This window comes from Azospirillum brasilense (assembly GCF_007827815.1).
In the GTDB taxonomy this organism is placed as follows: domain Bacteria; phylum Pseudomonadota; class Alphaproteobacteria; order Azospirillales; family Azospirillaceae; genus Azospirillum; species Azospirillum brasilense_C.
This window is the reverse complement of sequence record NZ_VITH01000009.1, coordinates 93797-119931: the sequence shown is the minus strand read 5'-3', so window position 1 is coordinate 119931 and position 26135 is coordinate 93797. Positions and strand designations below refer to the sequence as shown.

Sequence of the window (26135 nt, the reverse complement as noted above, 5' to 3'; positions counted from 1 at the left end):
GCCGGACGGCGCGGAGACGTCGCACGTGGAAGAGCGATATCTGAGGGCGATCCGCAACGCGCTGGTCCGGCATCAGCAGTGGCTGACGCGCGACCCCAGCATGAAGGGCCGTTGCGCCGACCTCAGCTTTCACAACCTGTCGGGCCTGGGCCTGCGCCGCATCAACCTCAGCAGCGCCAAGCTCAGCGGGGCGAACCTGAGCAGCGCCCGGCTGACCGGCGCCGACCTGTCGCGCACCGATCTGTTCGGCGCCGACCTGTCGAAGGCCGAACTCACCGGCGCGTCCCTGGAAAGCGCCGATCTGCGCGGCGCGCGGGTGGAGGGCGCCACGCTGGAGGAGGCGAACCTGCGCGGCGCCGACCTGCGCAAGGGCATGATGCTGGGAGCCGACGAGCGCAAGCCGGCGGGCAACGCCGACGGCAGCACCACCTTCATCGGCTCCAAGATGGCCCGCGCCATTCTGTCCGACGCCCGTCTGGCGCAATGCGACTTTTCCGGCTGCGACATGGCCGGAGCGACCTTTTCCGGCAGCGACATGACCGGGACGATCCTGATCGGCGCCAATCTGATCGGCGCGGTGATGGAGCGGGTGGAGATGCAGGGCGCCCTGCTGTGCGGCGCCCGGCTGGACGACGAGCTGCGCCAGACGCTGGAGCGGCGCGGCATCGACGTGGACGGCACCGGACTGGTCAGCCTCGCCGGGCGGATGGCCGACAGCATTTCCGCCCACCAGCTCTGGGTCGAGCGCAACGCCGCCGCCGGCCTGAGGCTGGAGATGCAGCGCGTCGACCTGCGCGGCTACAACTTCGCCAACCAGCTTCTGGCCGGCAGCGTGATGCGCTTTTGCGGGCTGCGCGGGGCGGATTTCTCCGGGGCGAAGCTGGTCATGGCGGACCTGTCCTACTGCGACCTGCGCGAAGCGGACTTCACCAGCGCCGACCTGTCCGGCTGCAACCTGCGCGGCGCCAATCTGGCGGGGGCGAAGCTGTGGCGGGCGCGGCTGCGCCCGGTGGACCTCGCCGGGGACGGCAGCCGCCTGTGGCCGACCAACCTCGCCGAGGCCAGCCTGACCGGCGCCGACCTGCGCGACACCAGCCTCGCCCGCGCCATCCTGCACGGCACCGACCTGACGCGCATCCGCGCCACGGCGGAGACCCTGCGCGGCGCCGACCTGAGCTTCGCCGTCGGGGTCGAGCCGCAATACGCCTGAGACGGTTTTACGAAGCCTCCGCCACCCGGATGCGGCCCTGGATGATCGCCTCGCGCGCCTCCTCCAGCCGGTCCTTCATGGCGGGGGTGACCAATGCACGGTTGTTGTCGTCCAGCGCGTAATCGACGCCGCGCTCGGCCAGCCCGAGGGCGCGCGGGCCGGGGGTCCAGGTGCCGCTGCGGCCCTCCCCGAAGGCGCGCTCCACCGCCAGATCCACCCGCTTCAGCATCGAGGTCAGGATGGTGCCCGGGTAGAGGTGGTTCTGGTTGCTGTCCACCCCGATGGCGAGACGCCCGCCGTCCTTGGCCGCCGCGAAGATGCCGAAGTTGGAGACGCCGGCCCCGGCGAACACCACGTCGGCACCGCGCTGGAACTGGGCCTTCGCCACCTCGGCCCCGGTGGTCGGGTCGTTGAAGGCGTCGGGGGTGGTGCCGACGAAATTGACCAACAGGCCGACGTCCGGGCGGGCGTGGCGGGCGCCCTGCTGGAAGCCGGCGATGAACTTGCGGATCAGCGGGATGTCCAGCGCCCCGATGAAGCCGACGGTTCCCGTCCGCGAGGCCATGGCCGCCAGCATGCCGACGAGGAAGGACCCCTCCTGCTCCTTGAAGGTCACGGACTGGACGTTTGGCGCCTCCACCACCGCGTCGACGAGGGTGAAGCGGACGGCGGGGTGTTTCGGCGCGAGGCTGGCGAGCGGGGCTGCGTAGTAGAAGCCGATCAGCGCGAGGTCGGTCACGCCGCGGCGGAGCAGGGCGGCCACCGCCTGTTCGAACTGCGCCGTGCTGGCCGGCAGATAGTCGCGGTAGGCGACCCCGGTGGCCTCCTTGAACCGCTCCGCGCCGGTGAAGGCGCCCTCGTTGAAGCTCTTGTCGAACTTCTGCCCGACCGCGTAAAGCAAGCCCGGCGCAAAGTTCTGCGCCCGCGCCGGAGCGGCGAGCGTGGCGAGGCCGGCAGCACCGAGCGCCAGGACGGAACGGCGGGAGAGATGGGTCGTCATCGGGCGGGCTCGGCGCTCAGGATTTCGGACACCAGCGCCGCGTGCCGCGCCCGCAGCGGGGCGAGGGCAGGGCTGTCGGGCTGGGGCGGCTGGAGGACGAGACGCGCGTCGGCGCGTCCGGTCGCGGCCAGGGCCGCACCGGGGAAGGCGGCGGCGGCGCGGCGCAAGAACTCCGCGAAGGCCTCGTCGGGCAGGCCGCTGTCGGGCGTCCCGTCGTCGCCGCGCAAGTTGAGGAACAGCAGCGTGTCGCCGAAGGCGGTGTAGCCGCCACCGAGCCCCTCATGCTCCGCCGCGGCGGCGAGGAAGAAGCGCTGGGCGCGCTCCGGCGTCAGGCTGTCGGCGGGAAAGCGGACCAGGGCGTAGCCGGTGGCGCCGTCCGCGCTGTCGAAGTCCGCCACCAGGACGCTCTCCTGTTCGAGGCTCCAGGCGATGGCCCCGGCCAGCCGGTCGGCGGGCGCGTCCTCCAGCCGCAGGGTCAGGTGGAGCGATGGGTTGGTCTGGAGCCGGTAGCCGCCCATCCGCAGGTCGGCCACCGCGACCGCTCCACCCAGGCCGGCGGCGTCGAGGATGGCGGGCAGCAGCTCGGTCCGGGCTTGCTCGGTCAGGCGCTGCCGCGCCTCGTAGGACGCTCCGGGCGGGGCGCCTGCCGGCACCGCTTCAAAGAACAGGTGCTGCGCCACCGCCTGCGCGAAGGCGGGCGCCGCAGTGAGGATCAGCGCGAAGGCAAGGGCAAGACGACGCACCGGCCGGGGTTCCCGAGCGAGAAGGGCAAGCGCAGTCTAGACGGGATGGGTGTGTTGACGCATAGGTTAATTGAATGACGCATGCGTCTGGACGAGCCCCGGGTGATCTGTGCTAGCATCGCCGACAAACAGGGCGGCCGCGGCGGCCAGCCCCGACGGAAGAACCATGGGGAGGGCAAGCGATATGACGGACGCGCGCACGCTGACGGGCAAGACCCTGTTCATCACCGGCGCCAGCCGGGGCATCGGCAAGGCGATCGCGCTGCGCGCCGCCCGCGACGGCGCCAACGTCGTCATCGCGGCCAAGACGTCGGAGCCGCACCCCAAGCTGCCCGGCACCATCTTCTCCGCCGCGGAGGAGGTCGAGGCTGCCGGCGGCAAGGGGCTGCCGATTCTCTGCGACATCCGCGACGATGCCCAGGTGGCCGAGGCGGTGGCCCGCACGGTGGAGGCGTTCGGCGGCATCGACATCCTGGTCAACAACGCCAGCGCGATCAGCCTGACCGGCACGCTGGACACCCCGCTGAAGCGCTGGGACCTGATGATGGGGGTCAACGGGCGGGGCACCTTCGCCTGCGCCCAGGCCTGCCTGCCGCATCTGCTGAAGGCGGAGAACCCGCACATCCTGACCCTGTCGCCGCCGCTGAACCTCAATCCGCGCTGGTTTCAGCACCACACCGCCTACACCATCGCCAAATACGCGATGAGCCTGTGCACGCTGGGCATGAGCGCCGAGTTCCGCGGCAAGGTCGCCGTGAATTCCCTGTGGCCGCGCACGATCATCGGCACGGCGGCCATCGCCATGCTGAAGGGCGCCGCCGAGTTCGACAATTGCCGCAAGCCGGAAATCCTGGCCGACGCCGCTCACGCCATCCTGACCCGCGACGCCAGGACCTGCACCGGACACTTCTTCATCGACGACGAGGTGCTGGCGGAGGAGGGCGTCACCGACCTGGAGCCCTACGCGGTCAAGCCGGGCGCCCCGCTGGCGCCGGACATCTTCCTGGATTGAGGGCGGTCCGACGGAGCCGTAACATGTTGCGGGGTGGCCGGGCCACGGCTACCCCTTTTGCGTCCCGTGAGCGCTCTTGGCGCAGAGCAGCGTTCCCACGATATCACAAGCATCGGCCGCCGATTTCGATTACACTGCGGTTTGTTTGCTCCCCAAATCGAAAGGGACCCTTTTCGCCGATCGGCTGATCCCCGGATTCAATCCGCCAACCGGCAAGTGTCCGCACGTCCCTTTCCAGCTTGTTTTCACACACCGTCCGGTTGGGGCGGAGCGGATGCTCGAACAGCGTCAAACACTGAGCTTGTCCCAGAACAATCGGTTCATTCCGGAGCTCTTATGACCATCGAGCTGCACACCTTTACCGTTACCCTGAATCACTCGGAAGCAACGGCGTACAAGAGTCTGGCCGAGCATCGGGCTTGGGTCCGCACCGCGGTGTCCGACCTGTCGGAGGTGCTGCGCACCGCCGGCATGGGCGCGGAGGCCCGCCTGCGCGGGCACGACCGCTGTGGTCACCTCGTCGTCGAGGCGACCGACACGGGTGCGAATTTCCTGCGCACCCTGCCGGCCATCGTCAGCGTGGAGGTCCACTGACCGGCGAAGCGCAACGGTCTACGGACAGTTTAAAAAAGGGGGCCGGAGCGGCAACGCTCCGGCCCTTCCGCGTTGCAGGCCCTCTTGTCACAAGCCCTTCTTCGCGGCGTCCCTCAGCCGGTGCAGGAAGCGCTCGGCGCGGGCGAGTTCGCTCAGCTCCACATACTCGTCGGGCTTGTGGGCCTGCTCGATGTCGCCGGGGCCGCAGACCACGGCGGGGATGTTGGCGATGCTGGTGAACAGCGCGCCCTCCGTGCCGAAAGCCACCTTGCCATGGCCGTTCTGCTCGGCGAGGTTCTTGACCAGCGTCACCTCCTCCGACTCCGGTGGGGTGTCGAGCGCCGGGCTGTCCGACAGCGTTTCCCAGGAGAAGCCGGCGTCGGGGCGGACGGCGCGCATTTCCGGCTCCAGCGTCTTGGCGAAGTCCCGCAGCTCCTTCAGCATCGGCGCCACGGGGTGGTCGGCGAGATGCCGGATCTCGAACTCGAAGGAGGCGTCGGAGGGGACGATGTTGCGGGCGGTGCCGCCCTCCATCACCCCGGTGTGCACCGTGGTGTAGGGAATGTCGTAATCGTGGTCGAACGGCCCCTGCTCGGCGAAGCGGCGGCCCATGCCGCGCAGGAAGGACACCAGCTCCGCCGCGTACTCCACCGCGTTCACCCCATGCGGGGCGAGCGAGGAGTGGCAGGCGTGGCCGTGGACGCGGCAGCGCAGCGCCACCTTGCCCTTGTGGCCGACGATCACCCGCATCCGCGTCGGCTCCCCAACGATGCACAGGCGCGGCTTTACCGTCATCCCGGCAAGCTGGGTCAGCAGGCCGGGCACGCCGAGGCAGCCCAGCTCCTCGTCGTAGGAGAAGGCGTAATGGACCGGCGTCGTCAGGTTGGCGGCCAGGAAATCCGGCGCCATGGCCAGCGCCGCCGCGATGAAGCCCTTCATGTCCGCCGTGCCGCGCCCGAACAGCTTGCCGTCGCGCTCGGTCAGGGTGAAGGGATCGCTGGACCAGTCCTGGTCGTCCACCGGCACCACGTCGGTGTGGCCGGACAGGCAGACGCCGCCGCGGTCCATCGGGCCGATGGTGGCGTAGAGGTTGGCCTTGGTCCGCTCCTCGTTGAACACCAGCGTGCTGGACACGCCCAGCGCCGCGAGATGGTCGCGGATGTAGTGGATCAGGTCGAGGTTGGAGTTGCGGCTGGTCGTGTCGAAGGCGATCAGGTCGCGCAGCAGCTCCAGCGTGCGCGGGCTGCACGCGGATGGGCCGGCGGGATCGGGTGAGGGCATCATGGACCTGTGGTTTCGTTCAGATGGCAGGCGGACCAGCGCCGGGGCGCGATCGCGCGCAGGGCCGGGCGTTCCGCCGAACAGCGTGGCATCGCGTGCGGGCAGCGCGGGTGAAAGGCGCAGCCCGACGGCGGGTCGAGGGGCGATGGAATCTCTCCGCGGATCGGCGCGAACCGCCGCTTCTCCACGGACACGCGCGGCGCCTCGTCCAACAGCGCCTTGGCATAGGGATGATTGGGTTTGTCGAACAGCTCCGGTGTCGGGGCCAACTCCACGATCCGTCCAAGATACATGATCGCGGTGCGGTCGGAAATGTGTTCCACGACGCCCAGGTCGTGGCTGATGAAGAGATAGGTCAGCGACAGCTCTTCGCGCAGGCGCATGAACAGGTTGATGATCTGCGCCTGGATCGACACGTCGAGCGCCGCGACGGACTCGTCGCAGACCAGCACGTCCGGCTTCACCGCCAGGGCGCGGGCGATGCCGATGCGCTGCCTCTGCCCGCCGGAGAACTGGTGCGGGTAGCGCCGCAGATAGGCGGGGTCCAGCCCGACCTGCCGCAGGGTCGCGGCCACATAGTCCTCCGCCTGCCGCCGGGGGACCAGCCCGTGGACCACCGGCGCCTCCCCGACGATGTCGGCCACGCGCAGGCGCGGGTTGAGCGAGGCCATGGGGTCCTGGAAAACCATCTGGATCTTCAGGTTGGCGTGGTGGCGGTCGGCGGGGGACAGCTCCCGCAGGTCGCGGCCGCGCCAGCGCAGGGTGCCGGCGCTGGGCGGCAGGATGCCGGCGACCATGCGGCCCAGCGTGCTCTTGCCGCAGCCGGATTCGCCGACCAGCCCGACCACCTCGCCCTCGGCGATGGACAGGTCCACGCCGCTGACCGCCTGCACCGCCCGGTCGTCGATGGCCGCCCCCAGCCGGCGGGCGAAGCGCTCCACCACGTCCAGCTTGCGCGAGAAGCGCTTGGTCAGCCCGTCCAGTTCGATGATGGATGCGGTGCTCATGCGGCGTCTCCCCGCGCTTCGGCTCCGACGGGGTTCCAGCAGCGCCAAGCCCGATCCTCCCGCTCTCCCACCAGTTCGGGCATGGTCGTGCAGGCTCCGGTGGACCGGTCGCAGCGCGGGCGGAAGGCGCAGCCCTCCGGCAGGTCGAGGACGGAGGGCGTCATGCCGGGGATGGAGCGCAGCGGCACGCCGCGCCGGTTGCGGCTGGGCACCGATTCCAGAAGGCCGCGGGTGTAGGGGTGGCGCGGGTTGCCGATGATCTCGGTCACCGTCCCGGTCTCCACCACCCGGCCGGCGTACATCACCGCCACCCGGTCGGCCAGAGCCGACACAACGGCGAGGTCGTGGGTCACCCAGATCAGCGCCGTCCCCGTCTCGCGGCAAAGCGTCTGCACCTCGAACAGGATCTGCGCCTGGATGGTCACGTCGAGCGCGGTGGTCGGCTCGTCGGCGATGATCAGGTCGGGGGAGTGCAGCAGCGCGATGGCGATGGCCACGCGCTGGCGCATCCCGCCGGAGAACTGGTGCGGGTAGGACGCCAGCCGCTCGTCGGGCGAGGCGATGCCGACACGGGCCAGCGCCCGGCGCGAGCGCTCCCACGCCTCGGCCCGGCCGACCGTCTCATGGGCCTGCACGGCCTCGACCATCTGCGTGCCGATGCTCAGCACCGGGTTCAGCGTCATCATCGGGTCCTGGAAGATCATGGCGATGCGCCGCCCACGGATGGCGCGCAGCCGCTTCTCCCCGGCGCCCACCAGATCCTCGCCCTGGAACAGCACCCGGCCGCCGACCACCCGCCCCGGCGGATCGACGAGGCCGAGGATGGATTGCCCGGTCACCGACTTGCCGGAGCCGGACTCGCCGACCAGCCCGAGGATCTCGCCGCGGTCGAGCCGCAGGTCGACCCCGTCCACCGCCTTCACGGTGCCGGCGCGGGTCAGGAAATGGGTCTTCAGCCCGTCGACGCGCAGCAGGGGTTCGGTCATCGCGTGCCCCCTTTCAATGATTGATCTTCAATGGTTGAGCCGCGGGTTGAGGACGTCGCGCAGCCGGTCCCCCACCAGATTGATCGCCACGATGGTGACCAGCAGGGCAAGGCCGGGGAACAGGCTGACCCAGTAGTCGCCCGAGAGCATGTACTGGTAGCCCGACGCGATCAGCATCCCCAGCGACGGCTGGGTCACCGGCACGCCGACGCCGAGGAAGCTCAGCGTCGCCTCCAGCGCGATGGCGTGGGCGACCTGCACCGTCGCCACGACGATCAGCGGCGGCAGGCAGTTGGGCAGCAGGTGGCGCATCATGATCCGCCGGTGGGGCAGGGCAAGACATTGCGCGGCCTCGATGTATTCCTTGCGCCGTTCCACCAGGGCGGAACCGCGGATGGTCCGCGCGTAGTAGGCCCACTGCACGGCGGCCAGCGCGACGATGACCTTGTCGACGCCCTTGCCCAGCAGGGCCAGCAGGATCAGCGCGATCAGGATGGCCGGGAAGGAGAGCTGGATGTCGACCAGCCGCATGACCAGCCCGTCCACCCGGTCCCCCGCATAGGCGGCGAGCAGCCCGACCGCCACCCCGACGGCGAGCGCGATCAGCGTCGCGACCACCCCGACCAGCAGGCTGGTGCGCAGGCCGAAGACGATGGCCGACAGCATGTCGCGCCCCTGGTCGTCGGTGCCCAGCCAGTAGGTCCAGCCGCCGCCGCCCAGCGACCCCGGCGCCATCATGCCGTCGAGGATGTCGAGCTGGGCGAGGTCGTAGGGGTCTTGCGGCACCACCCAGCGGGCGAGCAGGGCGGCCAGCACGATCAGCGCCAGCACCGCCAGCCCGGCCAGCGCCGTGCGCGACCGCGCGAAGTCCCGCGCCAGCCGCAGGAAGGGGGTTTCGACCGGCGGGGCCTTGGCCGTGATGGTGCTCATGCCCGTCCCCCGCCCAGCCGGATTCGCGGGTCGAGCAGCGAATAGACCAGATCGACGATCAGGTTGATGACGACGAACAGCAGCACCGTCACCAGCAGATAGGCGATCACCACCGGCCGGTCGAGCTGCAGGATGCTGTCGATCAGCAGCTTGCCCATGCCCGGCCAGGCGAAGACCGATTCCGTGACCACGGAAAAGGCGATGACGCTGCCCAACTCCAGCCCCAGGACGGTGACCACCGGGATCATGATGTTCTTCAGGATGTGAACCCCGACCACACGCGCGGGCGCCAGCCCCTTGGCGCGGGCGAACTTCACATAGTCCTGCAAGGCGACCTCCCGCGTGCCGGCGCGGGCCAGACGGATGACCAGCGACAGCTTGAACAGGGCCAGATTGACGGCGGGCAGGATCAGATGGGCCAGCCCGTCGGCGGTCAGGAAGCTCCACGGCACGCCGAACAGGCCCGCCGTCTCGCCGCGACCGCCCGCGGGCAGCCAGCCCAGCGTCACCGCGAAGGCCATGATGAGCATCATGCCAACCCAGAAGGTGGGCAGCGAGAAGCCGAGGATGGAGCCGGTCATGATGACCCGCCCGGCCAGGCTGTCCGGTTTCAGCCCGGCCCACAGCCCCAGCGGGATGCCCAGCACCACCGCCACCAGCATGGCGCAGAGCGCCAGCTCCAGCGTCGCCGGGAAGCGCTGCAGCACGAGGCCGAGCGCCGGCACCCCATGGACGAAGCTGGTGCCGAGGTCGCCGCCGAGCGCGCTGTCCACGAAGCGCAGGAACTGTTCGTGCATGGGCTTGTCGAGGCCCAGCCGCGCGATGGCGGCGGCGCGTTCGAACTCGTCGGCCTCGGGGCTGATGAGCACGTCGATGGGATTGCCGATGGCGAAGATGCCGGCGAAGACCAGCACCGACATCGCCATCACGACGACCGCGCTCTGCGCCAGCCGCCGGAGGATGAAGACAAGCATGGCGCTCCGCTACTGTCTAACCCTCTCCCCTCCGGGGAGAGGGTGGCCCGGAGGGCCGGTGAGTGGGATGCGCGTTACGGAGCGTTCGATAGAAGCGCAACCCCCTCACCCTAACCCTCTCCCCAGAGGGGAGAGGGAAAGAGGGCGGCGCTCGCTCCGCTCACTTCGCGGGGGTCACCTTCTGCGCCAGTGTGTACTGGTCAGCGCGCGGTTCGTAGCTCAGCCCCTTCTTCATCGCCCAGACCGTCACCTCGTAATGCAACGGGATGATGATGTCGGCGTCCACCGCCCGCTTCACCGCGGCCTGGAGCAGCTTTTCCCGCTTCGCGTCGTCCACCGTTGCCAGCGCCGTGTCCAGCATCCCGTCCAGCTCCGGGTCGGAGTAGCTGGTGTAGTTGGTGGTGCCGTAGCCCTTCTCCTTGATCGGCGTGGCGATCAGCGCCTTCAGCGGCGAGGACATCTCGCCCGAATCCGCTCCCCAGCCGGCCAGGAAGACGCTGTATTCCTGCTTGTTGCGCTTGGAGAAGAAGACGTTGGCGGTGGTCGCGTCGACCTGCGTCTGCACGCCGATGCGGGTGAACATCTGGGCGACCGCCTGGGCCACCTTGTCGTCGTTGATGTAGCGGTCGTTCGGCGTTCCGAGCGTGAGCTGGAAGCCCTTCGGGTAGCCGGCCTCGGCGAGGAGCTGCTTGGCCTTGTTGGCGTCGGTGGCGACGGTGATTTCCGGGTTGTTGCCGTAGAAGCCCGCGGGGAGGTACTGGTTCGCCGGCTCCGCCACGCCCATCATGATGCGCTTCACGATGGCGTCGCGGTCCACCGCCAGCGACAACGCCTTGCGCACCTTCGGGTCCTTCAACGGATTCTTGCCGTCGGTCCCGGTGATGGTCGGCGGGGTGTCCTGGACGCCCAGCGCCAGATAGATCACGCGGTTCGACTGGGCCTGGGCCAGGGAGACGTTGGGGGCGGACTTCAGCCGCTCGATGTCCTGCACCGGGGGCGATTCGATCATGTCCACGTCGCCCGCCAGCAGGGCGGCGACGCGCGGCCCGTCGCTGGTGATCGGGCGGAAGACCACGGTATCCCAGGCCGGTTGCGGGCCCCAATAGTCGGGGTTGCGCTCCAGCACCTGCCGGTCGCCCTTGGTGTAGGACTTGTGCCTGAACGGCCCGGTGCCGATCATCAGCGAGCCGTCGTTGAAGGCCTGGGTGGTCGGCCAGGAGTCAGCCTTGCAGCCCGCCTTGTCGAAGGTGACGGCCTCGCCGCCCGCCGCCTTGGCGGAGATGATGCCGAAGGTCGACAGCTCCACCGGCAGAAGCGGGTAGGGCTTGGCGGTCTTGATGACGAGGGTGTGCGGGTCCGGCGCCTCGATCCCCGCGATGCCCTTGGTGTAGACGGTGAAGGAGGACGGGCTGTTGGCGACGTTCGGGATGCGGCAGACCGAGTAGATGAAGTCCTGCGCGGTGAACTCCGTGCCGTCGTGGAATTTCACGCCCTTGCGCAGCGTGAATTCCCAGGTCGTCTCGTCGACGGCGCGCCAGCTTTCCGCCAGTTCGGGCTGGAGCCGCATCTTGGCGTCCATGCTGACCAGCGATTCGAACACATGCTTGCGGGCGCGCGTGTTGGGGCCGAGGTTGTGGTAGTGCGGATCGAGCGCGCTCGGCTCCGCCGAGGTGCCGACCGTCAGGGTCGCCGCCCGCACCGGCGCCGGGACGGCGGCCAGCAGGGCCAAGGCGGCCACCGCCGGCAGGGTGTGTTTCAAGGTTCCTGAACGCAGCGCATCCGCAAGACGCCGATGCCGATCACGTAAGGCCATCCCTCGTCCCCCTGATTGTACGTTTGAATTGTACCCGTGAAGCAGGCTCCCAGCCCTTGGACCGCGGTTGTTGCAGCCCGATTCTTGTCGTTCGGCTCGCCGTGACTGTGGCGGCGGCACGTATGTGTTCAACGATCAGAGCTTGAAACCATTGATCTGTCAACAGGGTCCGGTCTTCTGACCTATCCGGTTTTTCCCGATGGAAAGCTTTGGCAAACGGCGCCGGACGGGGCAGGATCGGATCACCCGAAAACGCCAACGACAAGAGAGCGAGGGGATTAGAGATGAAGACCTGCCAATCCTTCTACATCGGCGGCGCCTGGACCGACCCCGCGGCCGGCGCCACCGTGATGGAGGTGTTGAACCCGGCGACGGAGCAGGTGTCGGGCACCGTGGCGCTCGGCGGGCCGGAGGACGCGCAGCGCGCGGTGGCGGCGGCCCATGCCGCCTTCGACGGCTTTTCCCGCACCCCCCTGAACGAGCGGCTGGAGCTGCTGGCCGCCGTCTGCGCGCTCTTCGAGAAGCGCATGGACGAGGTCGCCGACGCCATCACCGAGGAGATGGGCGCGCCGCTGGCGGCGCTGTCCAAGCCGGCGCAGGCCTTCATGGGGCTGGCCCATTTCAAGACGGCCCTGGAGGCCGCCCGCGAATACCCGTTCGAGCGGACCCGCGGCACCACCCGCATCCTGCGCGAACCGGTCGGCGTCTGTGCCATGATCACGCCGTGGAACTGGCCGATCAACCAGATCGCCTGCAAGGTCGCCCCGGCGCTCGCCACCGGCTGCACGATGGTGCTGAAGCCCAGCGAGTTCTCCCCCTATTCGGCCTGGATCTTCGCCGAGATCCTGCACGAGGCCGGCGTGCCGGCGGGCGTCTTCAACATGTTCTACGGCGACGGCGCGGTGGTCGGCCCGGTGCTGGCCTCGCACCCGCTGGTCGACATGGTGTCGCTGACCGGCTCCACCCGCGCCGGCGCGTCGGTCTCCCACAACGCCGCCGACAGCATCAAGCGCGTGTCGCTGGAACTGGGCGGCAAGTCCGCCAACATCATCTGCGAGAGCGCCGACCTGACGAAGGCGGTGACCCACGGCGTGCGGTCGATGATGTCCAACACCGGGCAGAGCTGCAACGCGCCGTCGCGCATGTACGTCCCGGCCTCCCGCCTGGACGAGGCGGAAAAGATCGCCGCCCAGGTCTGTGCCCGTCTGGTGGTCGGCGACCCGCGCGGCGACCGCACGGGCGTCGGCCCGATCGCCAACCAGCGCCAGTACGAGCGGGTGCAGCGCCTGATCCAGGCCGGCATCGAGGAGGGGGCGTCCCTGCTGTGCGGCGGTCCGGGCCGTCCGGAGGGGCTGGAGCGCGGCTTCTTCGCCAAGCCCACCGTCTTCAGCCGCGCCACCGACAGCATGACCATCATGCGCGAGGAAATCTTCGGCCCGGTGCTGACCATCCGCCCCTACGAGGACATCGAGGAGGCGATCCGCAGCGCCAACGACTCGCTCTACGGCCTGTCCGGCTACGTCTACGCCGGCACGGTGGACGAGGCGCGGGCGGTGGCGAAGCGTCTGCGCACCGGCATGGTGCACCTGAACGGCGCGTCCATCGACCTCGCGGCGCCCTTCGGCGGTTACAAGCAGTCCGGCATCGGCCGTGAGTGGGGCGAGGTCGGTTTCGAGGAGTTCCTGGAGACCAAGTCCGTCTACGGCAGCGAGCCGGCCGCGTAAGGGGCTGAAACAGCGTCTTGAATTCCCTCTCCCCGCCGGGGAGAGGGTGCCCGCGAAAGCGGGCGGGTGAGGGTAAAGCCGAGGATCAGGGCGCTGCTCCTCGCCGAACCCTCACCCGCCCGCCACTGCGTGGCGGGTCCCTCCCTCTCCCGGGGCGGGAGAGGGTTATGCCTCCGCGGTTTTGGCGGCGGCGACGAACTCCTCGCTGGTCGCTTTGCCCAGCCCGTTGAAGAACAGGTTCAGCAGGACCGCGGCGATGGTGCCGAGCAGGATGCCGCTGTGCAGGAGCGGCGACAGGAAAGGCGGCATCTTCTGGAAGATCTTGTCGGCGACCAGCGGCACCATGCCCAGGCTGATGCTGATGGCGACGACGTAGATGTTGCCGCGGTTGGTCGTGTAGTCGACCTTCGCCAGGATCTTGATGCCGGTCGCCGCGACCATGCCGAACATCACCAGGCCGGCTCCGCCCAGCACATAGGTCGGGACGGAGGCGACGACATGCGCCAGCTTCGGAAACAGGCCGAAGGCGACCAGGATGGCCCCACCGGCCACGCAGACCCAGCGGCTGCGCACCCCGGTGATCCCGACCAGCCCGACATTCTGCGAGAAGGAGGTGTAGGGGAAGGTGTTGAAGACGCCGCCGATCAGCGTGCCCAGCCCGTCCGTGCGCAGGCCGCGGGTCAACTGCTCCGGCGTCACCGGGCGGCCGACCATCTCGCCGACCGCCAGGAACATGCCGGTGGATTCGATCATCACGACGATCATCACCAGCGACATGGTCAGGATCGACCAGAACTCGAACACCGGCATGCCGAACTGGAACGGGTAGATCACGTCCACCCACTTGGCCTGTCCCACCCCGTCGAAGCTGACCAGCCCGAGCACCATGGTCAGGGCGAAGCCCGCGACGATGCCCAGCAGGACCGAGATGTTGGCCCAGAAGCCCTTGGCGTATTTGGTCACCAGCAGGATCACCGCCAGCACGAACAGCGCGACGCCGAGATAGAGCGGATCGCCGAAATTCGGGTTCCCGGCCCCGCCGCCGGCCCAGGTGATGCCCACCCGCATCAGCGAGATGCCGATGATGGCGATTACGGTCCCCGTCACCACCGGCGGGAACAGCGGCAGCAGGCGCCCGACCAGCGGGGCGGCCAGCGTGGCGAAGACGCCGGCCCCGATCACCGCGCCGTAGATGCCGAGAAGCCCCAGCGACGGGTTCCCCGCCATGGCGACCATCGGCCCGACCGCGGCGAAGGTGACGCCCATCATCACCGGCAGGCGGATGCCGAACTTCCAGAAGCCCAGCGTCTGGACCAGCGTGACGATGCCGCAGGCGAACAGGTCGGCGTTGATGAGCAGGGCGATCTGGTCCTTGGGCAGCTTCAGCGCGCCGCCGATGATGAGCGGCACGGCGATGGCGCCCGCGTACATCACCATCACATGCTGCATGCCCAGCGCCAGCAGGCGCAGCAGCGGAAGCGTCTCGTCAACCGGGTGGGGTCGGGTTGGTGATTCCAGCGACGACATGATCCATGACCTCCGCGAATGAACAGGCGCGAAATGCATGGCCCGTGCCACAACCGGCGGGACGGAGGATCGTGGTGGAGCCCGCCCGGATGTGCCGCGAAAGACGGCGGTGCTCGGGAGGGATGCTCAATCCATGGGCAGCCCCATATCCCCTCTCCCCTCTGGGGAGAGGGGTAGGGTGAGGGGGTTGCGCGTGGCGGATCGTCCGGCAAAAGCGCACCCCCCTCACCGGCCCTTCGGGCCACCCTCTCCCCGGAGGGGAGAGGGCTAATGCGCTGCAAGCGAAGGGCGTTCGCTCAGGGCCGCGCGCTGGACAGCGGCTGCGCCGCTTCCGCCACCACCGCCTTGCGGACGGGCAGGCCGGCGCCGCGCAGGGCTTCGGTGATGCGGTCGCCGTGGCCCTCGTCCTCGACCTCGATCAGCAGGGCGACCTCGGCGGACTTGACGGAGAAGGCGCCGAACAGGCGCTGGTGCTGCACGTCGATGATGTTGCCGCCGCATTCCGCCACGATGCGGGCCACCTGGGCGAGCGCGCCGGGCTGGTCGGCCACGTCGATGTCCAGGTTGATCAGGCGCCCGTCGCGGGCAAAACCGCGCATCAGCACGTTGGCGAGCGTGCGCGTGTCGATGTTGCCGCCCGACACGATCAGGCCGACCCGCTTGCCGCGGAAGCGCTCGGGGTGGAAGAGCAGGGCGGCCAGACCGGCGGCCCCGGCGCCCTCCGCAACGGTCTTCTCCACCTCGATCAGCATGGCGATGGCGCGTTCGATCACCGCTTCGGGCACCAGCACCACGTCGCAGCCGTTCTGCTTCAGGATGTCCATGGGCCGGTCGCCGACGTCGCGCACGGCGATGCCCTCGGCCACGGTCGGGCCGCCGACCTTGACCGGCTGCCCGGCGAGGCGCTGCGCGGCGGCGGGGTAGGTCTCCACCTCCACCCCGACGACCTCCAGGCCGGGCCGCAGCGCGCGGGCGGCGACCGCGGCCCCGGCGGCCAGTCCGCCGCCGCCCACCGGGATGGCCAGCGCGTCGAGGTCCGGCACCTCCGCCAGCATCTCCAGCACGACGGTGCCCTGGCCCGCGATCACCGCGTCGTCATCGTAGGGATGGACGAAGACCAGCCCGTCCCGCTTGGCGAGGTCGTGGGCGAAGGCCGCGGCTTCGGCCAGGGAGTCGCCCTCCAGGATGACGGTGGCGCCGTGGTAGCGCGTGCGCTTGACCTTCACGAAGGGAGTGAAGCGCGGCATGACGATGGTCGCCGCGATGCCCAGCCGCTTCGCGTGGTAGGCCACGGCCTGGGCGTGGTTGCCGGCCGACATGGCGATCACCCCGGCCCGCCGCTCCTCCGGCGTCAGGTGGAGCAGCCGGTTGGCCGCCCCGCGCTCCTTGAAGGACGCGGTGAACTGGAGGTTTTCCAGCTTGACCCAGACCTCGGCGCCGGTGATCTGCGACAGGGTTTCCGAGCGCAGGAAGGGCGTGCGGCTGATGCGTCCGGCCAGCCGTTCGGCGGCGGCGTGAATGTCGTCGATGGTGACCGGCATATTCCTGTGCTTCCTCTACGAACCGCCCTTCCCAGGCGCGCTGGAGACCGCACCGTACAGGTCCGGACGGCGGTCCGCCAGATGCGTGCCGACCCGGCGCAGGACGGGGTCAAGATTGACGGTCAACAAAGCTTCGCCGTCGCCGGCCCGCGCCAGCACCGATCCGTCCGGCGCCGCCACGCTGCTGAGCCCGCAATAATCGAGTGTCCCCTCGCGCCCGCAGCGGTTGGCGTAGGCGACGAAGATGCCGTTCTCGAAGGCGCGGGCCGGGACGATGGTGGTGGCGACTATCTCGTAGGGGGCCATCAGCGCGGTCGGCACCAGCAGCGCGTCCACCCCGGCCAGCGCGTGGCGGCGCACCAGCTCCGGGAACTCCACGTCGTAGCAGATCGCCACGCCGACCCGCATCCCGCCGGCCTCCGTGGTCGGGAAGGTGTTGCCGCCCGGCGCGAAGGAGCCGCGGTCGAGATCGCCGTAGAGATGGGTCTTGCGCTGGTTCAGCCGGGGCCGACCGTCCGACCCGATCAGCTGCGCGGCGTTGTAAACGGCGCCGTCCGCTCCCCGCTCCGGATAGCCATAGAGCAGCGCGATGCCATGCCGCCGGGCGATGGCGGCAACCCGCGCGGCCATCGGCCCGTCCGCCGGCTCGGCCAGGGCGCGCACCGTCTCGGCGCCGATGTCGTAGCCGGTCAGGCCCATTTCCGGACCGACCAGCAGGGTGGAGCCGTTCTGTGCCGCCTCCGCCGCCGCCCGTTCCAGACGGTCGAGGTTGCGGTGCAGCGCACCGGGCTCCGCGTCCGTCTGGAAGAGGGTTAGCCGCATGCGGTCAGCCTCGGCCCTGGCGGTTGGCGAGGGCGCGCACCGACAGGCAGAGGATTTCGAACAGCATCTGCGCGCCGGCGTGGGCGGTGTTGGTCGTCGCGTCGTACTGGGGCGCCACCTCCACCACGTCGCCGCCGATGATGTCCAGCCCGTCCAGCCCGCGCAGGATTGCCAGCGCCTCCCGCGTGGTCAGGCCGCCGACCTCCGGGGTGCCGGTGCCGGGGGCGTAGACCGGGTCCAGGCAATCCACGTCGAAGGAAACGTAGACCGGCCCGTCGCCCACCACCTTGCGCGCCGTCTCGATGACGTTCGCGATGCCGCGCTCCGGGATGTCCTCCGCGTGGATCACGGTCATGCCGCTGTCGTAGGAGAATTCCCACAGATACTCGGTGCTGCCGCGGATGCCGATCTGCACCGTGCGCTCCGGATCCAGCACGCCGTCCAGCACCGCCTGACGGAACGGGCCGCCGTGGTGGAACTTGGCGCCCTCGTAGGGGCCGCCGGTGTCGCAATGGGCGTCGAAATGGATCATGCCCACCGGACGCTCGCGGCCCAGCGCCTTGAGGATCGAATAGGTGATGGAATGGTCGCCGCCGACCGACAGCGGGATGACGCCGGCGTCCATCACGCGGTTGTAGAAGGCCTGGATGTCGCCGTGGCAGGACTCCAGGCTGAAGCGGCTGGACAGCGGCACGTCGCCCACGTCGGCGAGCTTGCAGGAGGCCGCCGGGACCATGCGCAGGGCGTGCTCGTAGGGGCCGATGCGCTCCATCCCGCGCACGGCGCGCGGGCCGAGGCGGGCGCCGGCCCGGTTGGTGACGCCGAGGTCCATCGGCACGCCGATCAGCGCGATGTCCAGCCCGCCGAAGTCCGCGGCGTCGGCCGCGTCGGGGCGGTAGGGGGCGTCGAGCAGGGTGGACACCCCGGCGAAGGGCTGCACCCGCTTGCCGCCGGAGAACTGGAGGGCGGCCACCCGCTGGAACTCCGGATCGTGGAAGTCGTCGCCGCCGGAGCCGCTGTACTTCGTACGCAAACGATCAAGCTTCTGAGGGTCGATCATCGTCCGAATCTCTCTGAGGAAAAGGGTATCAGTCGTTTTTGGATGTCAGTCGTTCTTGGCCCAGGCGCCGAGCAGGCGGGGCAGGTCGCCGAACCACGCGATCAGCCCGAAGACCACCGCCGTCAGCGTCACGAACAGCACCGTCACGGCGGCCATGGTCGGCGTGTAGCCGTAGCGGAGCGCGTTGAAGATCTTGATGGGCAGCGTTTCCAGCGTGAAGCCGACCACCATGTAGGCGACGATGTACTCGTTCAGCGACAGCACGAAGGCGAAGGCGAAGCCGGAGATCACGTAGGGCCGCACCAGCGGCATCACCACCGTGCGCAGCACCGTCCGGTCGTCCGCCCCCATGGTCGCCGCCGCCTCGACGTAGGAGCGGTCCACCGCGCCGAAGCCCAGCGACAGCGTGACCAGCGGCAGCGTCACGAAGAACACCGCGTGGCTGACCACCACCGTCCAGGGCGACCCGTACTCGCCGACCGCGGCCCAGAAGCTGAGGAATCCCAGCGCGGTGATGACCGGCGGCAGGATGAAGGGCGTCATGCCCAGCACCTCGAACGCCCGCGCCCAGGGGGCGCGCCAGCGCCACAGGAACCAGGCCAGTGGGAAGGCGATCAGCACCGCCAGTGCCGCCGACAGGGTGGCGACGACGAGGCTGGTGATCAGTGCGCCGCGCCAGCCGGGATCGGTGAAGACCTCCGCGTACCAGGCGAGCGAGAAGCCCTGCGGCGGGAAGGTCAGCGATTTCTTCTCGTTCACCGAGACGCCGGCCACCACCAGGATGGGGGCGGCCAGGACCAGGGCGATCAGGCCGGCGGCCAGGGAATTCAGCGTGCGCATCAGCATCAGGCCGTCTCCTCCCGCCGCCCGGCGAGCAGCGCCAGCCCGACGAGGGCGAGGCTGACCAGCACCAGGAAGACGGCCATGGCCGCCGCGAAGGGCATGTTGGACTGGTAGATCGCCTGATCGGTGATCAGCACCGACAGCGTCCAATGCTGGGGCCGTCCGAGAAGCTGCGGCAGCAGGTAGGAGCCGAGCGCGAAGACGAACACCATGATCGTGGTCGCCACGATGGTGTTGCGCAGCGCCGGCACCACCACCGTGAAGAAGGCGCGCAGCGGCGAGGAGCCGAGCGTGCGTGCCGCCTCCTCCAGATAGGGGTCGAGGCGGGCGAGCGCCGGGTAGAGGACCAGCACCGTGTAGGGGAAGGCCTGATAGACCAGCCCGGCCAGCAGCGCACCGAAGCTCGGGCTGAGCGATTGCGGCTCGGCCATCAGGCCCAGCGCCACGAACAGGTTGGTGATGCCCGCGGTGCGCGACAGCAGGGTGGACCAGGCGAAGCCGATGATGACTTCCGACAGCGACAGGATCGACAGCAGGAAGACCAGCCAGCGGATCTGTGCCCTGCGCGGCAGCTTGACCAGCCGGTAGGTGAAGGGGAAGGCGATGCCCACCGACAGCGCCGCGACCAGCGCCGCCAGCCCCAGCGAGAAGGACATCACCCCGCCGAAGAAGGCGGTCAGAAACCGCTCGTAATTGGCGAAGACGAGGTCCGGCTCGTAGAAGCCGCCGGGCACGCGCCGGAAGACGCTGACCGCGATCATCAGGCTGAAGGGGATGACGAAGAAGACGACCAGCATCAGCGCCGGGAAGAGGATCGGCGCGTGCTCGGCCAAGCCACGGGGCGCGCGGCGGATCATTGCGGACGCTCCGCCATTGGCGGCAGCACGACGCAGGCCGCCGGGGGGAACTCCACCGCCAGGGCGCCGCCGGGGGCGACCGGCGGGCGGTCCTGCGGGCGCGACAGGGCGACGATCTCCTTCCCGGCCACGTCGATGCGGAACTCCACGCTGGCGCCTAGGTCGCGCATGAAGGACAGCGTGCCGGTCAGCCGATTCGGCCCGTCCATCCCCGCGGGGTGGACGATCACGTCCTCCGGCCTGACGGACAGCAGGACGCGGCCCGTCGGCGGCAACTCGGGCAGATGCAGGGTGCCGCCGGGCACGGCGGCAGTGCCAGGGGCGGTGACCTCGCCCTCCAGCAGGTTGGTCATGCCGATGAAGTCGGCGACGAAGGCGTCGGCGGGCTGGCGGTAGACCTCCATCGGCGGGGCGGCCTGATGGATGCGGCCTTGCGACATCACCACCACGAGGTCGGCCATGGTCATCGCCTCCCGCTGGTCGTGGGTGACGACGATGGTGGTGATGCCCAGCCGCTGCTGAAGCTGCTTCAGCTCGATCTGCATGGCCTCGCGCAGCTTGGCGTCGAGCGCCGACAGCGGCTCGTCCAGCAGGAACAGCTTGGGCGACAGGGCCAGCGCGCGGGCGATCGCGACGCGCTGCCGCTGCCCGCCCGACAGCTTGGAGACCGGCCGGTCGGCGACGCCGGGCAGGCGGACCAGCTCCAGCAGTTCGTCGGCGCGCTTGCGCTGCTCGGCCTTCGGGACGCCGCGGATGCGCAGGGGGTAGGCGATGTTCTCGCCCGCCGTCAGGTGCGGGAAGAGGGCCAGCGACTGGAACACCATGCCGAATTCCCGCGTGTGGGCGGGGGCCGTGGTGATGTCGCGCCCGTCGATGACCAGCCGTCCGCCGGAGGGGTCCTCCAGCCCGGCGATCATGCGCAGCAGCGTCGTCTTCCCGCAGCCGGACGGGCCGAGCAGGCAGACGAATTGCCCGTGCGGGATGCGCAGCGACGCGCCGTGCACCGCGGTCACGGGACCGTATCGTTTGGTGAGACCGTCGAGGACAAGGGCTGACATGGGATGGCTTTTTGACTGTCGTTCACAACGGGCTTTTCCCCTCGCCCCTCTGGGGAGAGGGTTAGGGTGAGGGGGCGCCCATAGGGCGTCAACGCAGCCTCATTGCAGTGCGTGTCCGGCCTGCGGCCGCCCCCTCATCCCATACCCTTCTCCCCACAGGGGAGAAGGGCTGTCACTTACCCGACGATCATTTCCGTCCACTTCTGGTTCAGCCAGTCGGACTTGCTCGTGTAGAGGTCATAGCGCGGGATGATCGGCGCGATGTCGGAGGACACGGCGGCGAACTCCTGGTCCGTCAGGTCGGTCATCTTGCGGTCGATGGTCGGGGCGGTGCCGACCTTGCGCGACAGCAGGGCCTGGATCGACGGCTGGCACATGTAGTCCACGAAGACATGCGCGAGGTCGCCGGCCTTGGAGGCGCGGGTGACCGCCCAACTGCCGGAGTCGAGGATGCCGCCCTCCTTCGGGAAGGTCGAGCGCACCGGCTGCCCGTCCGCGGCGGCGAGGCCGGTCACGTCGTGGTAGTACTGGCCCATCGGAATCTCGCCGGACTTCAGCGAGGCCTCGAACTGCGCCTCGTCGCGGTACCAGAGCTTCACGTTGGACTTCAGCTCCGCCAGCTTCTTGAAGCAGTCGAGCTGCCCCTGCTCGCTGTCGAGATGCTTGGTGCCGCCGAAGAAGGTCGCCGCCGTGACCTCCAGCAGGAAGCTGTTGCTGACCAGCGCCAGCAGGCCGAGCTTGTCCTTGTTCGCCGGGTCCCACAGGGCCGCCCAGCTGTCCGGAGCCTGCGGGTAGCTCTTGGTGTTGGTGACCAACGTGATGTACCAGGACACCGCGCCGATGCCGCTGACCTTGCCGTCCGGATACTTGTTGACGAGGTGCGGGACGACCTTGGCGGCGTTGGGGATCTTCGACAGGTCGAAGGGCGCCCACAGCTCTGCCGAGGCCCCCTTCAGCATCGCCACCTGCGACATCATCGAGACGTCGGCGGGCGCCTGACGGGCGCGGGCCGCCTGTTCGAGCTGGACCAGCCACGCTTCGCCGGTCGGCTCGGCGATGGCCTCCACCGTGATGCCGGTGGCCTTGGAGAATTCCGGGAAGATGTGCTTCTCGAAGGATTCCTTGAAGTAGCCGCCGTAGACGCCGACCTTCAGCGTCTTCGACTGGGCGCGGACGATGTTCGGAAAACCGATGGCGGCCACCGTGGCCAGCGTGCCCGCTCCGGCCAGAACGGCGCGGCGGCCGATGCCGCCGGTCAAAGCGGCGTGAAGTCCCTGCTTACCCGTCGTCTCGTTCATGGATGCGACCTTTCCTTGCGGACGAGCTTATCTGTTCGTGAGGCCAGCATTGTGGCCTGCGATCATTAGACCCCCGGCGCCGTTGCCCGAAAATCAGAAAGTTTTGTATCTTACTTCGATCCGGGTCGAAGTATGGGGCGTGCCGGACGCGGCGGGCGGGGCAGGGGAGGGCGGCGTCGTGGCGATGATTCAGCTGGAAACCGTGGATCTGCGCCTGTTGCGGTTGTTCATGACCATCGTCGAGGCCGGCGGATTCAGTGCGGCGCAGAGCGAACTGAACCTGTCGCTGTCCACCATCTCCACCCATTTCGCCGATCTGGAGACCCGGTTGGGCCTGCGGCTGTGCCGGCGGGGACGGTCGGGATTCCAGCTCACCCCGGAAGGGCAGGCGGTCTATGACGAGGCGCGGCGCGTGTTCGACTCGCTGGACCGCTTCCGCGGGCGGGTGCGCGGCCTGCGCGAGCGGCTGACCGGCACGCTGGCGGTCGGGCTGGTCGACAACACGCTGACCGACCCGCGCGCCCCGCTGGAGCGCGTCTTCGCCCGCTTCACCGAGGCGGCACCGGAGGTCTCGCTGATCATCAACGTGCGCCCGCCGAACGAACTGCTGCGCGACGTCATCGGCGGGCAGTTGCAACTCGCCATTGCCAGCTTTCCGCGCATCGTGCCGAGCCTGTCCTACCAGGACCTCTACAACGAGACGATCCACTTCTGCGTGGCGGACGGGCACCCGCTGTTCACCCTGCCGGACGAGGCCATCGACCTGGACGAGATCCGCCGCTACCGGCTGGTCGCGCGCAGCTATTGGGGATCGCGCGACCTGAAGATCTTCGCCATTTCAACGCCCAAGGCGACGGTCAGCGACATGGAGGGGGCGGCACGGCTGATCCTGTCCGGCGCCTACGCCGGCTATCTGCCGGACCATTACGCGGCCCCCTACGTCAAGGCCGGGCGGCTGCGGATTCTGCTGCCGAAGGTGCTGTCCTATCAGGCGCCCTTCCAGGTCGCCTTCGACGCCAACCGCTCCAAGAGCCCGGTGGTGGACCTGTTCATCGCCCTGACCCGCGAGGAGATGACCGCTCCGGAGTTCCGGAGCGGTCCCGTCGTCCGACCGGCCTGATCGTGGTCCGGTGCGAGGCGATGTAAAGCATGCTTGACAGTGGTAAGGCGTCGTATGTAAAGCTTCCTTGTCATTGGGCGGAATGGTAAGGGGCGGGGGATGTTCAGCATCAAGCGCTACGGCGTCGAATTGTCCGGGGCTCTGGCTCTCTACGCGGCGCTTCTGCTCGGCGCCAACGCGGCGGCCCGGTTACTCCAACCGGAAGGCGCGATGAAAATGGCGCTCGCGCTTTTGCCGATCCTCGGCACGGTCGCCGTCGCCTGGACGGTCTTGCGTGGGCTGCGGCGAATGGATGAGTTTCAGCGCCGCATCCAGTTCGACGCGATCGCCCTGTCCTTCACGGGCACGGCGTTGGCGACCTTCGCCTGGGGCTTTGCGGAAGGTGCCGGCGCGCCGGAACTGCGCGCCTTCCATGTCTGGCCGCTCATGGCGGTGTTGTGGGTCGTCGGGGTGTGCATCGCCCAGTGGCGCTACCGATGAGAAACGCGGTGAAAGACATCCGCACGGCCCGCGGCTGGAGCCAGAGTGAGCTGGCGGAGCGCCTTCAGGTGTCCCGCCAGACGGTCAATTCGATCGAGAATGGGCGCTACGACCCCAGCCTTCCGCTGGCCTTCGCCATCGCCCGGACGTTCGGCCTGACCATCGAGGAGATCTTCTTTCCCTGAAGGATGTTCGGCCCGGAATCCGCCGGTTCCGTCAGATGTGATACTCCGGCTCCGGCACCGTCTGGTCCATGGCAAGGGCCGGCACCGTGTCGCGGCACCAGCCGACGATCCGCGCCGGGACGCCGACCACGGTGGCGCAGGGCGGCACGTCCTTCAGCACCACGCTGCCGGCTCCGACCTTGGCGCGGCTGCCGATCTCGATGTTGCCCAGAATCTTGGCCCCGGCGGACAGTAGGACACCGTCGCGCACCTTCGGGTGGCGGTCGCCATGCTCCTTGCCGGTGCCGCCGAGCGTGACCTCCTGAAGGATCGACACGTCGTTGCCGACCACCGCGGTCTCGCCGATCACCACGCCGGTGCCGTGGTCGATGAAGACGCCGCGCCCGACCGGGACCGCCGGGTGGATGTCCACCGCGAACACTTCCGATACCCGGCTTTGCAGGAAGTGGGCGAGGTCGCGCCGCTCGCGCCGCCACAGCCAGTGGCCGATGCGGTGCCATTCCAGCGCGTGGAAGCCCTTGTAGTAGAGGAACGGCGTCAGGCAATTGTCGGCTGCCGGGTCGCGCGTGCAGATGGCCTGGAGGTCGGAGCAGGCCTCCTCGACGATGCAGGGCGCGTCGGCGACCGCCGAGCGCACGAGCATGGCGAGCTGGTCGGCGGAGATGTAGGAGTCGCCCAGCTTGCGCGCCAGCAGGCTGCCCAGCGCCGACGGGAAGTCATGGTGCAGCAGGATGGCGGTGTCGATGAAGGGGCGCAGCCACGGCTCCTTGACAACGACGTTCTCCGCCTCGGCACGCAGCATCGCCCACATGCCGTCGACGCCCTCCAGAAGGGGCGATTCCGGGTGGTCCAACCCCTTGAGGTTCTGGTCCTTGAGGCCCCGATCCTGAAAGCAGGGGGCGACGATGTGATTCATGGTAGGCTTGTCCTGATGTTCCCGACCGGTCCGGCCGTCGGTCCGGTCATGGGCCTTTCAACAGGCCGGATGAAAGCCTAGCACGCCGCTTTCCGGAAGGGGAGCCATGTCGTGGGAAATGAAGGGCCACTACGAATTTTTGCACATTTCCACGCTGTGAAAATTGCCTGCCCACTCAGGCAGCCCCATCCGCGCAGCGGGCGGGTTTACCAAGTGATCACATAGTCGCCGGTGTAGGGGCTGGACCCGACCTGCATGTTCCTTGTGCCGAACGTCTCCTGCAAGGCGGCGGCGTTGCCGTTCACCGTGATCCCACGGGCGCTCCAGCCATTGCCGTCGCGGGCGACCGTGAACTCGCCCTTGGACTGCACAAGGTTCGAGTCGTTCACGGCGTGTATTGTCATCGTGCCTTGCCGGGCCGCGGCAAGTTCGGACTCGCGGCTGGCGATGATGTCCTCCCAGCCATCCTCCTTCTTCAGGGAGCCGGAGGCGAGGCCGCTTCTCATGCGGTTGATTTCATCCGGATAGGCTTCGAGCACCACCGCCTTCCGGTCGGCCAGGGCTTGGTCCATCGTTTTCGGCATGCCGTCATAGAGCCCCTGGAGAGACCGGACCGTGCCGTAGACGTTCCGTTCCGCCTCGCTCAACTGATTCAACTGGTCGTCATCGAGGGCAGGCAATTGGGAAAGCCGGCCGTCGCGAACCAGGGGTCGGACCTGATCATCGGCAACGGCGTTGGCGGCGTTCCGGAAGACGTCCGACTTGGCCCATTCCTTGACGGCGGCGATGCTCTCCAACGCTTGCTTCGACGCGGATGGTTTCGAGGACACGCCATCGGTGTCGGTCCATTGTGTCGCGTCGAGAGGGGGCATGGGAGCCGCCGGATTGCGGCCGCCTCCGGCCAGATGCGCCGCAAGCCGGCTGGCAACAGCGCTCTCATGCTCGGCTTTCGCCAGCAGCGCCTTGGCGCGATCCGACAGCTCGACCGTGGAGGCTGGTCTGAAACCAGTCGTGGCGTTGTCCGCTTTCTTTGCAAACACGTCCGTGGCTGGGCCGGGGTTCGGACGAATCGGACGAAGGAAGCCCGCTTGCGAACCCGCAGCGTTGATGACGCTCATGAGTCCCGATCCTTGTTGCCAGCTTCGATGAGTGAC

At 68.9% G+C, this 26135-nt stretch carries 25 protein-coding genes; 7 read left to right on the top strand and 18 right to left on the bottom strand.

Translation table 11 applies throughout. From position 1 onward, the window contains the following. Positions 1-25: 25 nt before the first annotated feature. Complete coding sequence (locus FBZ83_RS19635; protein WP_145687215.1) at positions 26-1210, top strand: pentapeptide repeat-containing protein; 1185 nt, start codon at positions 26-28, stop codon at positions 1208-1210. 7 nt (positions 1211-1217) lie between these two features. Here the strand turns inward: FBZ83_RS19635 and FBZ83_RS19630 are convergent, their stop codons facing one another. Next, complete coding sequence (locus FBZ83_RS19630) at positions 1218-2210, bottom strand: BMP family lipoprotein (protein ID WP_145687213.1); 993 nt, start codon at positions 2208-2210, stop codon at positions 1218-1220. After that, a complete protein-coding gene (locus tag FBZ83_RS19625) occupies positions 2207-2953 on the bottom strand; it encodes a hypothetical protein (RefSeq protein ID WP_145687211.1) in 747 nt (248 codons plus the stop codon). Before FBZ83_RS19625 ends, FBZ83_RS19630 begins: the two co-directional genes overlap by 4 nt. A 184-nt stretch (positions 2954-3137) precedes the next feature. On the opposite strand from FBZ83_RS19625, the gene FBZ83_RS19620 reads away from it, so the two are divergent. Continuing rightward, positions 3138-3965, top strand: a complete 828-nt coding sequence (locus tag FBZ83_RS19620) for an SDR family oxidoreductase (RefSeq protein ID WP_145687209.1) — start codon at positions 3138-3140, stop codon at positions 3963-3965. Between the two features lie 336 nt (positions 3966-4301). Then, complete coding sequence (locus FBZ83_RS19615; RefSeq protein ID WP_109072703.1) at positions 4302-4559, top strand: hypothetical protein; 258 nt, start codon at positions 4302-4304, stop codon at positions 4557-4559. Between the two features lie 87 nt (positions 4560-4646). Here FBZ83_RS19615 and argE read toward each other — a convergent pair whose 3' ends face one another. The 6 genes from argE to FBZ83_RS19585 all read right to left on the bottom strand — a co-directional run bounded on the left by argE (position 4647) and on the right by FBZ83_RS19585 (position 11496). Continuing rightward, complete coding sequence (gene argE, locus FBZ83_RS19610) at positions 4647-5843, bottom strand: acetylornithine deacetylase (protein WP_145687207.1); 1197 nt, start codon at positions 5841-5843, stop codon at positions 4647-4649. Beyond that, positions 5840-6847: an ABC transporter ATP-binding protein gene (locus FBZ83_RS19605; RefSeq protein WP_145687205.1), complete on the bottom strand. Its 1008-nt coding sequence runs from the start codon at positions 6845-6847 to the stop codon at positions 5840-5842. The genes argE and FBZ83_RS19605 overlap by 4 nt, the downstream gene beginning before the upstream one ends. Next, positions 6844-7833 (bottom strand): ABC transporter ATP-binding protein, encoded by a 990-nt coding sequence (locus FBZ83_RS19600; RefSeq protein ID WP_145687203.1) that lies wholly within the window; start codon positions 7831-7833, stop codon positions 6844-6846. Before FBZ83_RS19600 ends, FBZ83_RS19605 begins: the two co-directional genes overlap by 4 nt. A gap of 27 nt (positions 7834-7860) precedes the next feature. Beyond that, entirely contained in the window at positions 7861-8763 is a 903-nt protein-coding gene (locus FBZ83_RS19595; protein ID WP_145687201.1) for an ABC transporter permease, read from the bottom strand. Beyond that, positions 8760-9737 carry an ABC transporter permease gene (locus tag FBZ83_RS19590; RefSeq protein WP_145687199.1) on the bottom strand — a complete coding sequence of 326 codons (978 nt, stop codon included), beginning with the start codon at positions 9735-9737 and terminating at the stop codon, positions 8760-8762. The genes FBZ83_RS19595 and FBZ83_RS19590 overlap by 4 nt, the downstream gene beginning before the upstream one ends. Positions 9738-9897: 160 nt before the next feature. Further along, on the bottom strand, positions 9898-11496 hold the full coding sequence (locus FBZ83_RS19585) for an ABC transporter substrate-binding protein (RefSeq protein ID WP_247888381.1): 1599 nt from the start codon (positions 11494-11496) through the stop codon (positions 9898-9900). A gap of 338 nt (positions 11497-11834) precedes the next feature. Between FBZ83_RS19585 and FBZ83_RS19580 the strand changes: the two genes are divergently transcribed. Further along, a complete protein-coding gene (locus tag FBZ83_RS19580) occupies positions 11835-13274 on the top strand; it encodes an aldehyde dehydrogenase family protein (protein ID WP_145687189.1) in 1440 nt (479 codons plus the stop codon). A gap of 165 nt (positions 13275-13439) precedes the next feature. Here the strand turns inward: FBZ83_RS19580 and FBZ83_RS19570 are convergent, their stop codons facing one another. The 8 genes from FBZ83_RS19570 to FBZ83_RS19530 form a co-directional block, all read right to left on the bottom strand. After that, positions 13440-14801 (bottom strand): nucleobase:cation symporter-2 family protein, encoded by a 1362-nt coding sequence (locus FBZ83_RS19570; RefSeq protein WP_145687182.1) that lies wholly within the window; start codon positions 14799-14801, stop codon positions 13440-13442. Positions 14802-15097: 296 nt separating this feature from the next. Then, positions 15098-16342 (bottom strand): threonine ammonia-lyase, encoded by a 1245-nt coding sequence (locus FBZ83_RS19560; protein WP_114861229.1) that lies wholly within the window; start codon positions 16340-16342, stop codon positions 15098-15100. A 15-nt stretch (positions 16343-16357) separates the two neighbouring features. After that, positions 16358-17164 carry a carbon-nitrogen hydrolase family protein gene (locus FBZ83_RS19555; RefSeq protein WP_145687178.1) on the bottom strand — a complete coding sequence of 269 codons (807 nt, stop codon included), beginning with the start codon at positions 17162-17164 and terminating at the stop codon, positions 16358-16360. Between the two features lie 4 nt (positions 17165-17168). Continuing rightward, positions 17169-18224, bottom strand: coding sequence for an agmatinase (speB, locus tag FBZ83_RS19550; RefSeq protein ID WP_145687175.1), 1056 nt, complete (start codon positions 18222-18224; stop codon positions 17169-17171). 45 nt (positions 18225-18269) lie between these two features. Beyond that, positions 18270-19070 carry an ABC transporter permease gene (locus FBZ83_RS19545; RefSeq protein WP_145687174.1) on the bottom strand — a complete coding sequence of 267 codons (801 nt, stop codon included), beginning with the start codon at positions 19068-19070 and terminating at the stop codon, positions 18270-18272. Continuing rightward, entirely contained in the window at positions 19070-19924 is an 855-nt protein-coding gene (locus FBZ83_RS19540) for an ABC transporter permease (protein WP_145687171.1), read from the bottom strand. The genes FBZ83_RS19545 and FBZ83_RS19540 overlap by 1 nt, the downstream gene beginning before the upstream one ends. After that, positions 19921-20937, bottom strand: a complete 1017-nt coding sequence (locus FBZ83_RS19535) for an ABC transporter ATP-binding protein (RefSeq protein ID WP_247888380.1) — start codon at positions 20935-20937, stop codon at positions 19921-19923. Before FBZ83_RS19535 ends, FBZ83_RS19540 begins: the two co-directional genes overlap by 4 nt. 221 nt (positions 20938-21158) lie before the next feature. After that, the gene (locus tag FBZ83_RS19530; RefSeq protein ID WP_145687167.1) at positions 21159-22280 is read right to left on the bottom strand and encodes an ABC transporter substrate-binding protein; all 1122 of its coding nucleotides are present in this window, start codon (positions 22278-22280) and stop codon (positions 21159-21161) included. Positions 22281-22464: 184 nt separating this feature from the next. Between FBZ83_RS19530 and FBZ83_RS19525 the strand changes: the two genes are divergently transcribed. The 3 genes from FBZ83_RS19525 to FBZ83_RS19515 all read left to right on the top strand — a co-directional run bounded on the left by FBZ83_RS19525 (position 22465) and on the right by FBZ83_RS19515 (position 24065). After that, on the top strand, positions 22465-23400 hold the full coding sequence (locus FBZ83_RS19525) for a LysR family transcriptional regulator (protein ID WP_247888392.1): 936 nt from the start codon (positions 22465-22467) through the stop codon (positions 23398-23400). A gap of 99 nt (positions 23401-23499) precedes the next feature. Beyond that, positions 23500-23880, top strand: coding sequence for a hypothetical protein (locus FBZ83_RS19520; protein ID WP_145687163.1), 381 nt, complete (start codon positions 23500-23502; stop codon positions 23878-23880). Between the two features lie 8 nt (positions 23881-23888). Next, on the top strand, positions 23889-24065 hold the full coding sequence (locus FBZ83_RS19515) for a helix-turn-helix transcriptional regulator (RefSeq protein WP_282184623.1): 177 nt from the start codon (positions 23889-23891) through the stop codon (positions 24063-24065). A gap of 31 nt (positions 24066-24096) precedes the next feature. On the opposite strand, the gene cysE is transcribed toward FBZ83_RS19515, so the two are convergent. Next, positions 24097-24981 (bottom strand): serine O-acetyltransferase, encoded by an 885-nt coding sequence (gene cysE / locus FBZ83_RS19510; RefSeq protein WP_145687161.1) that lies wholly within the window; start codon positions 24979-24981, stop codon positions 24097-24099. Between the two features lie 206 nt (positions 24982-25187). Beyond that, positions 25188-26099: a hypothetical protein gene (locus tag FBZ83_RS19505; RefSeq protein ID WP_145687159.1), complete on the bottom strand. Its 912-nt coding sequence runs from the start codon at positions 26097-26099 to the stop codon at positions 25188-25190. Positions 26100-26135: the final 36 nt, after the last annotated feature.

Bases quoted from the DNA above. Each gene is read 5' to 3' on its own strand.
- FBZ83_RS19630 (WP_145687213.1), bottom strand. From the start codon at position 2,210: ATGACGACCCATCTCTCCCGCCGTTCCGTCCTGGCGCTCGGTGCTGCC.
- FBZ83_RS19620 (WP_145687209.1), top strand. From the start codon at position 3,138: ATGACGGACGCGCGCACGCTGACGGGCAAGACCCTGTTCATCACCGGC.
- FBZ83_RS19615 (WP_109072703.1), top strand. From the start codon at position 4,302: ATGACCATCGAGCTGCACACCTTTACCGTTACCCTGAATCACTCGGAA.
- argE (WP_145687207.1), bottom strand. From the start codon at position 5,843: ATGATGCCCTCACCCGATCCCGCCGGCCCATCCGCGTGCAGCCCGCGC.
- FBZ83_RS19605 (WP_145687205.1), bottom strand. From the start codon at position 6,847: ATGAGCACCGCATCCATCATCGAACTGGACGGGCTGACCAAGCGCTTC.
- FBZ83_RS19600 (WP_145687203.1), bottom strand. From the start codon at position 7,833: ATGACCGAACCCCTGCTGCGCGTCGACGGGCTGAAGACCCATTTCCTG.
- FBZ83_RS19595 (WP_145687201.1), bottom strand. From the start codon at position 8,763: ATGAGCACCATCACGGCCAAGGCCCCGCCGGTCGAAACCCCCTTCCTG.
- FBZ83_RS19590 (WP_145687199.1), bottom strand. From the start codon at position 9,737: ATGCTTGTCTTCATCCTCCGGCGGCTGGCGCAGAGCGCGGTCGTCGTG.
- FBZ83_RS19580 (WP_145687189.1), top strand. From the start codon at position 11,835: ATGAAGACCTGCCAATCCTTCTACATCGGCGGCGCCTGGACCGACCCC.
- FBZ83_RS19570 (WP_145687182.1), bottom strand. From the start codon at position 14,801: ATGTCGTCGCTGGAATCACCAACCCGACCCCACCCGGTTGACGAGACG.
- FBZ83_RS19560 (WP_114861229.1), bottom strand. From the start codon at position 16,342: ATGCCGGTCACCATCGACGACATTCACGCCGCCGCCGAACGGCTGGCC.
- FBZ83_RS19555 (WP_145687178.1), bottom strand. From the start codon at position 17,164: ATGCGGCTAACCCTCTTCCAGACGGACGCGGAGCCCGGTGCGCTGCAC.
- speB (WP_145687175.1), bottom strand. From the start codon at position 18,224: ATGATCGACCCTCAGAAGCTTGATCGTTTGCGTACGAAGTACAGCGGC.
- FBZ83_RS19545 (WP_145687174.1), bottom strand. From the start codon at position 19,070: ATGCTGATGCGCACGCTGAATTCCCTGGCCGCCGGCCTGATCGCCCTG.
- FBZ83_RS19540 (WP_145687171.1), bottom strand. From the start codon at position 19,924: ATGATCCGCCGCGCGCCCCGTGGCTTGGCCGAGCACGCGCCGATCCTC.
- FBZ83_RS19530 (WP_145687167.1), bottom strand. From the start codon at position 22,280: ATGAACGAGACGACGGGTAAGCAGGGACTTCACGCCGCTTTGACCGGC.
- FBZ83_RS19525 (WP_247888392.1), top strand. From the start codon at position 22,465: ATGATTCAGCTGGAAACCGTGGATCTGCGCCTGTTGCGGTTGTTCATG.
- FBZ83_RS19520 (WP_145687163.1), top strand. From the start codon at position 23,500: ATGTTCAGCATCAAGCGCTACGGCGTCGAATTGTCCGGGGCTCTGGCT.
- cysE (WP_145687161.1), bottom strand. From the start codon at position 24,981: ATGAATCACATCGTCGCCCCCTGCTTTCAGGATCGGGGCCTCAAGGAC.
- FBZ83_RS19505 (WP_145687159.1), bottom strand. From the start codon at position 26,099: ATGAGCGTCATCAACGCTGCGGGTTCGCAAGCGGGCTTCCTTCGTCCG.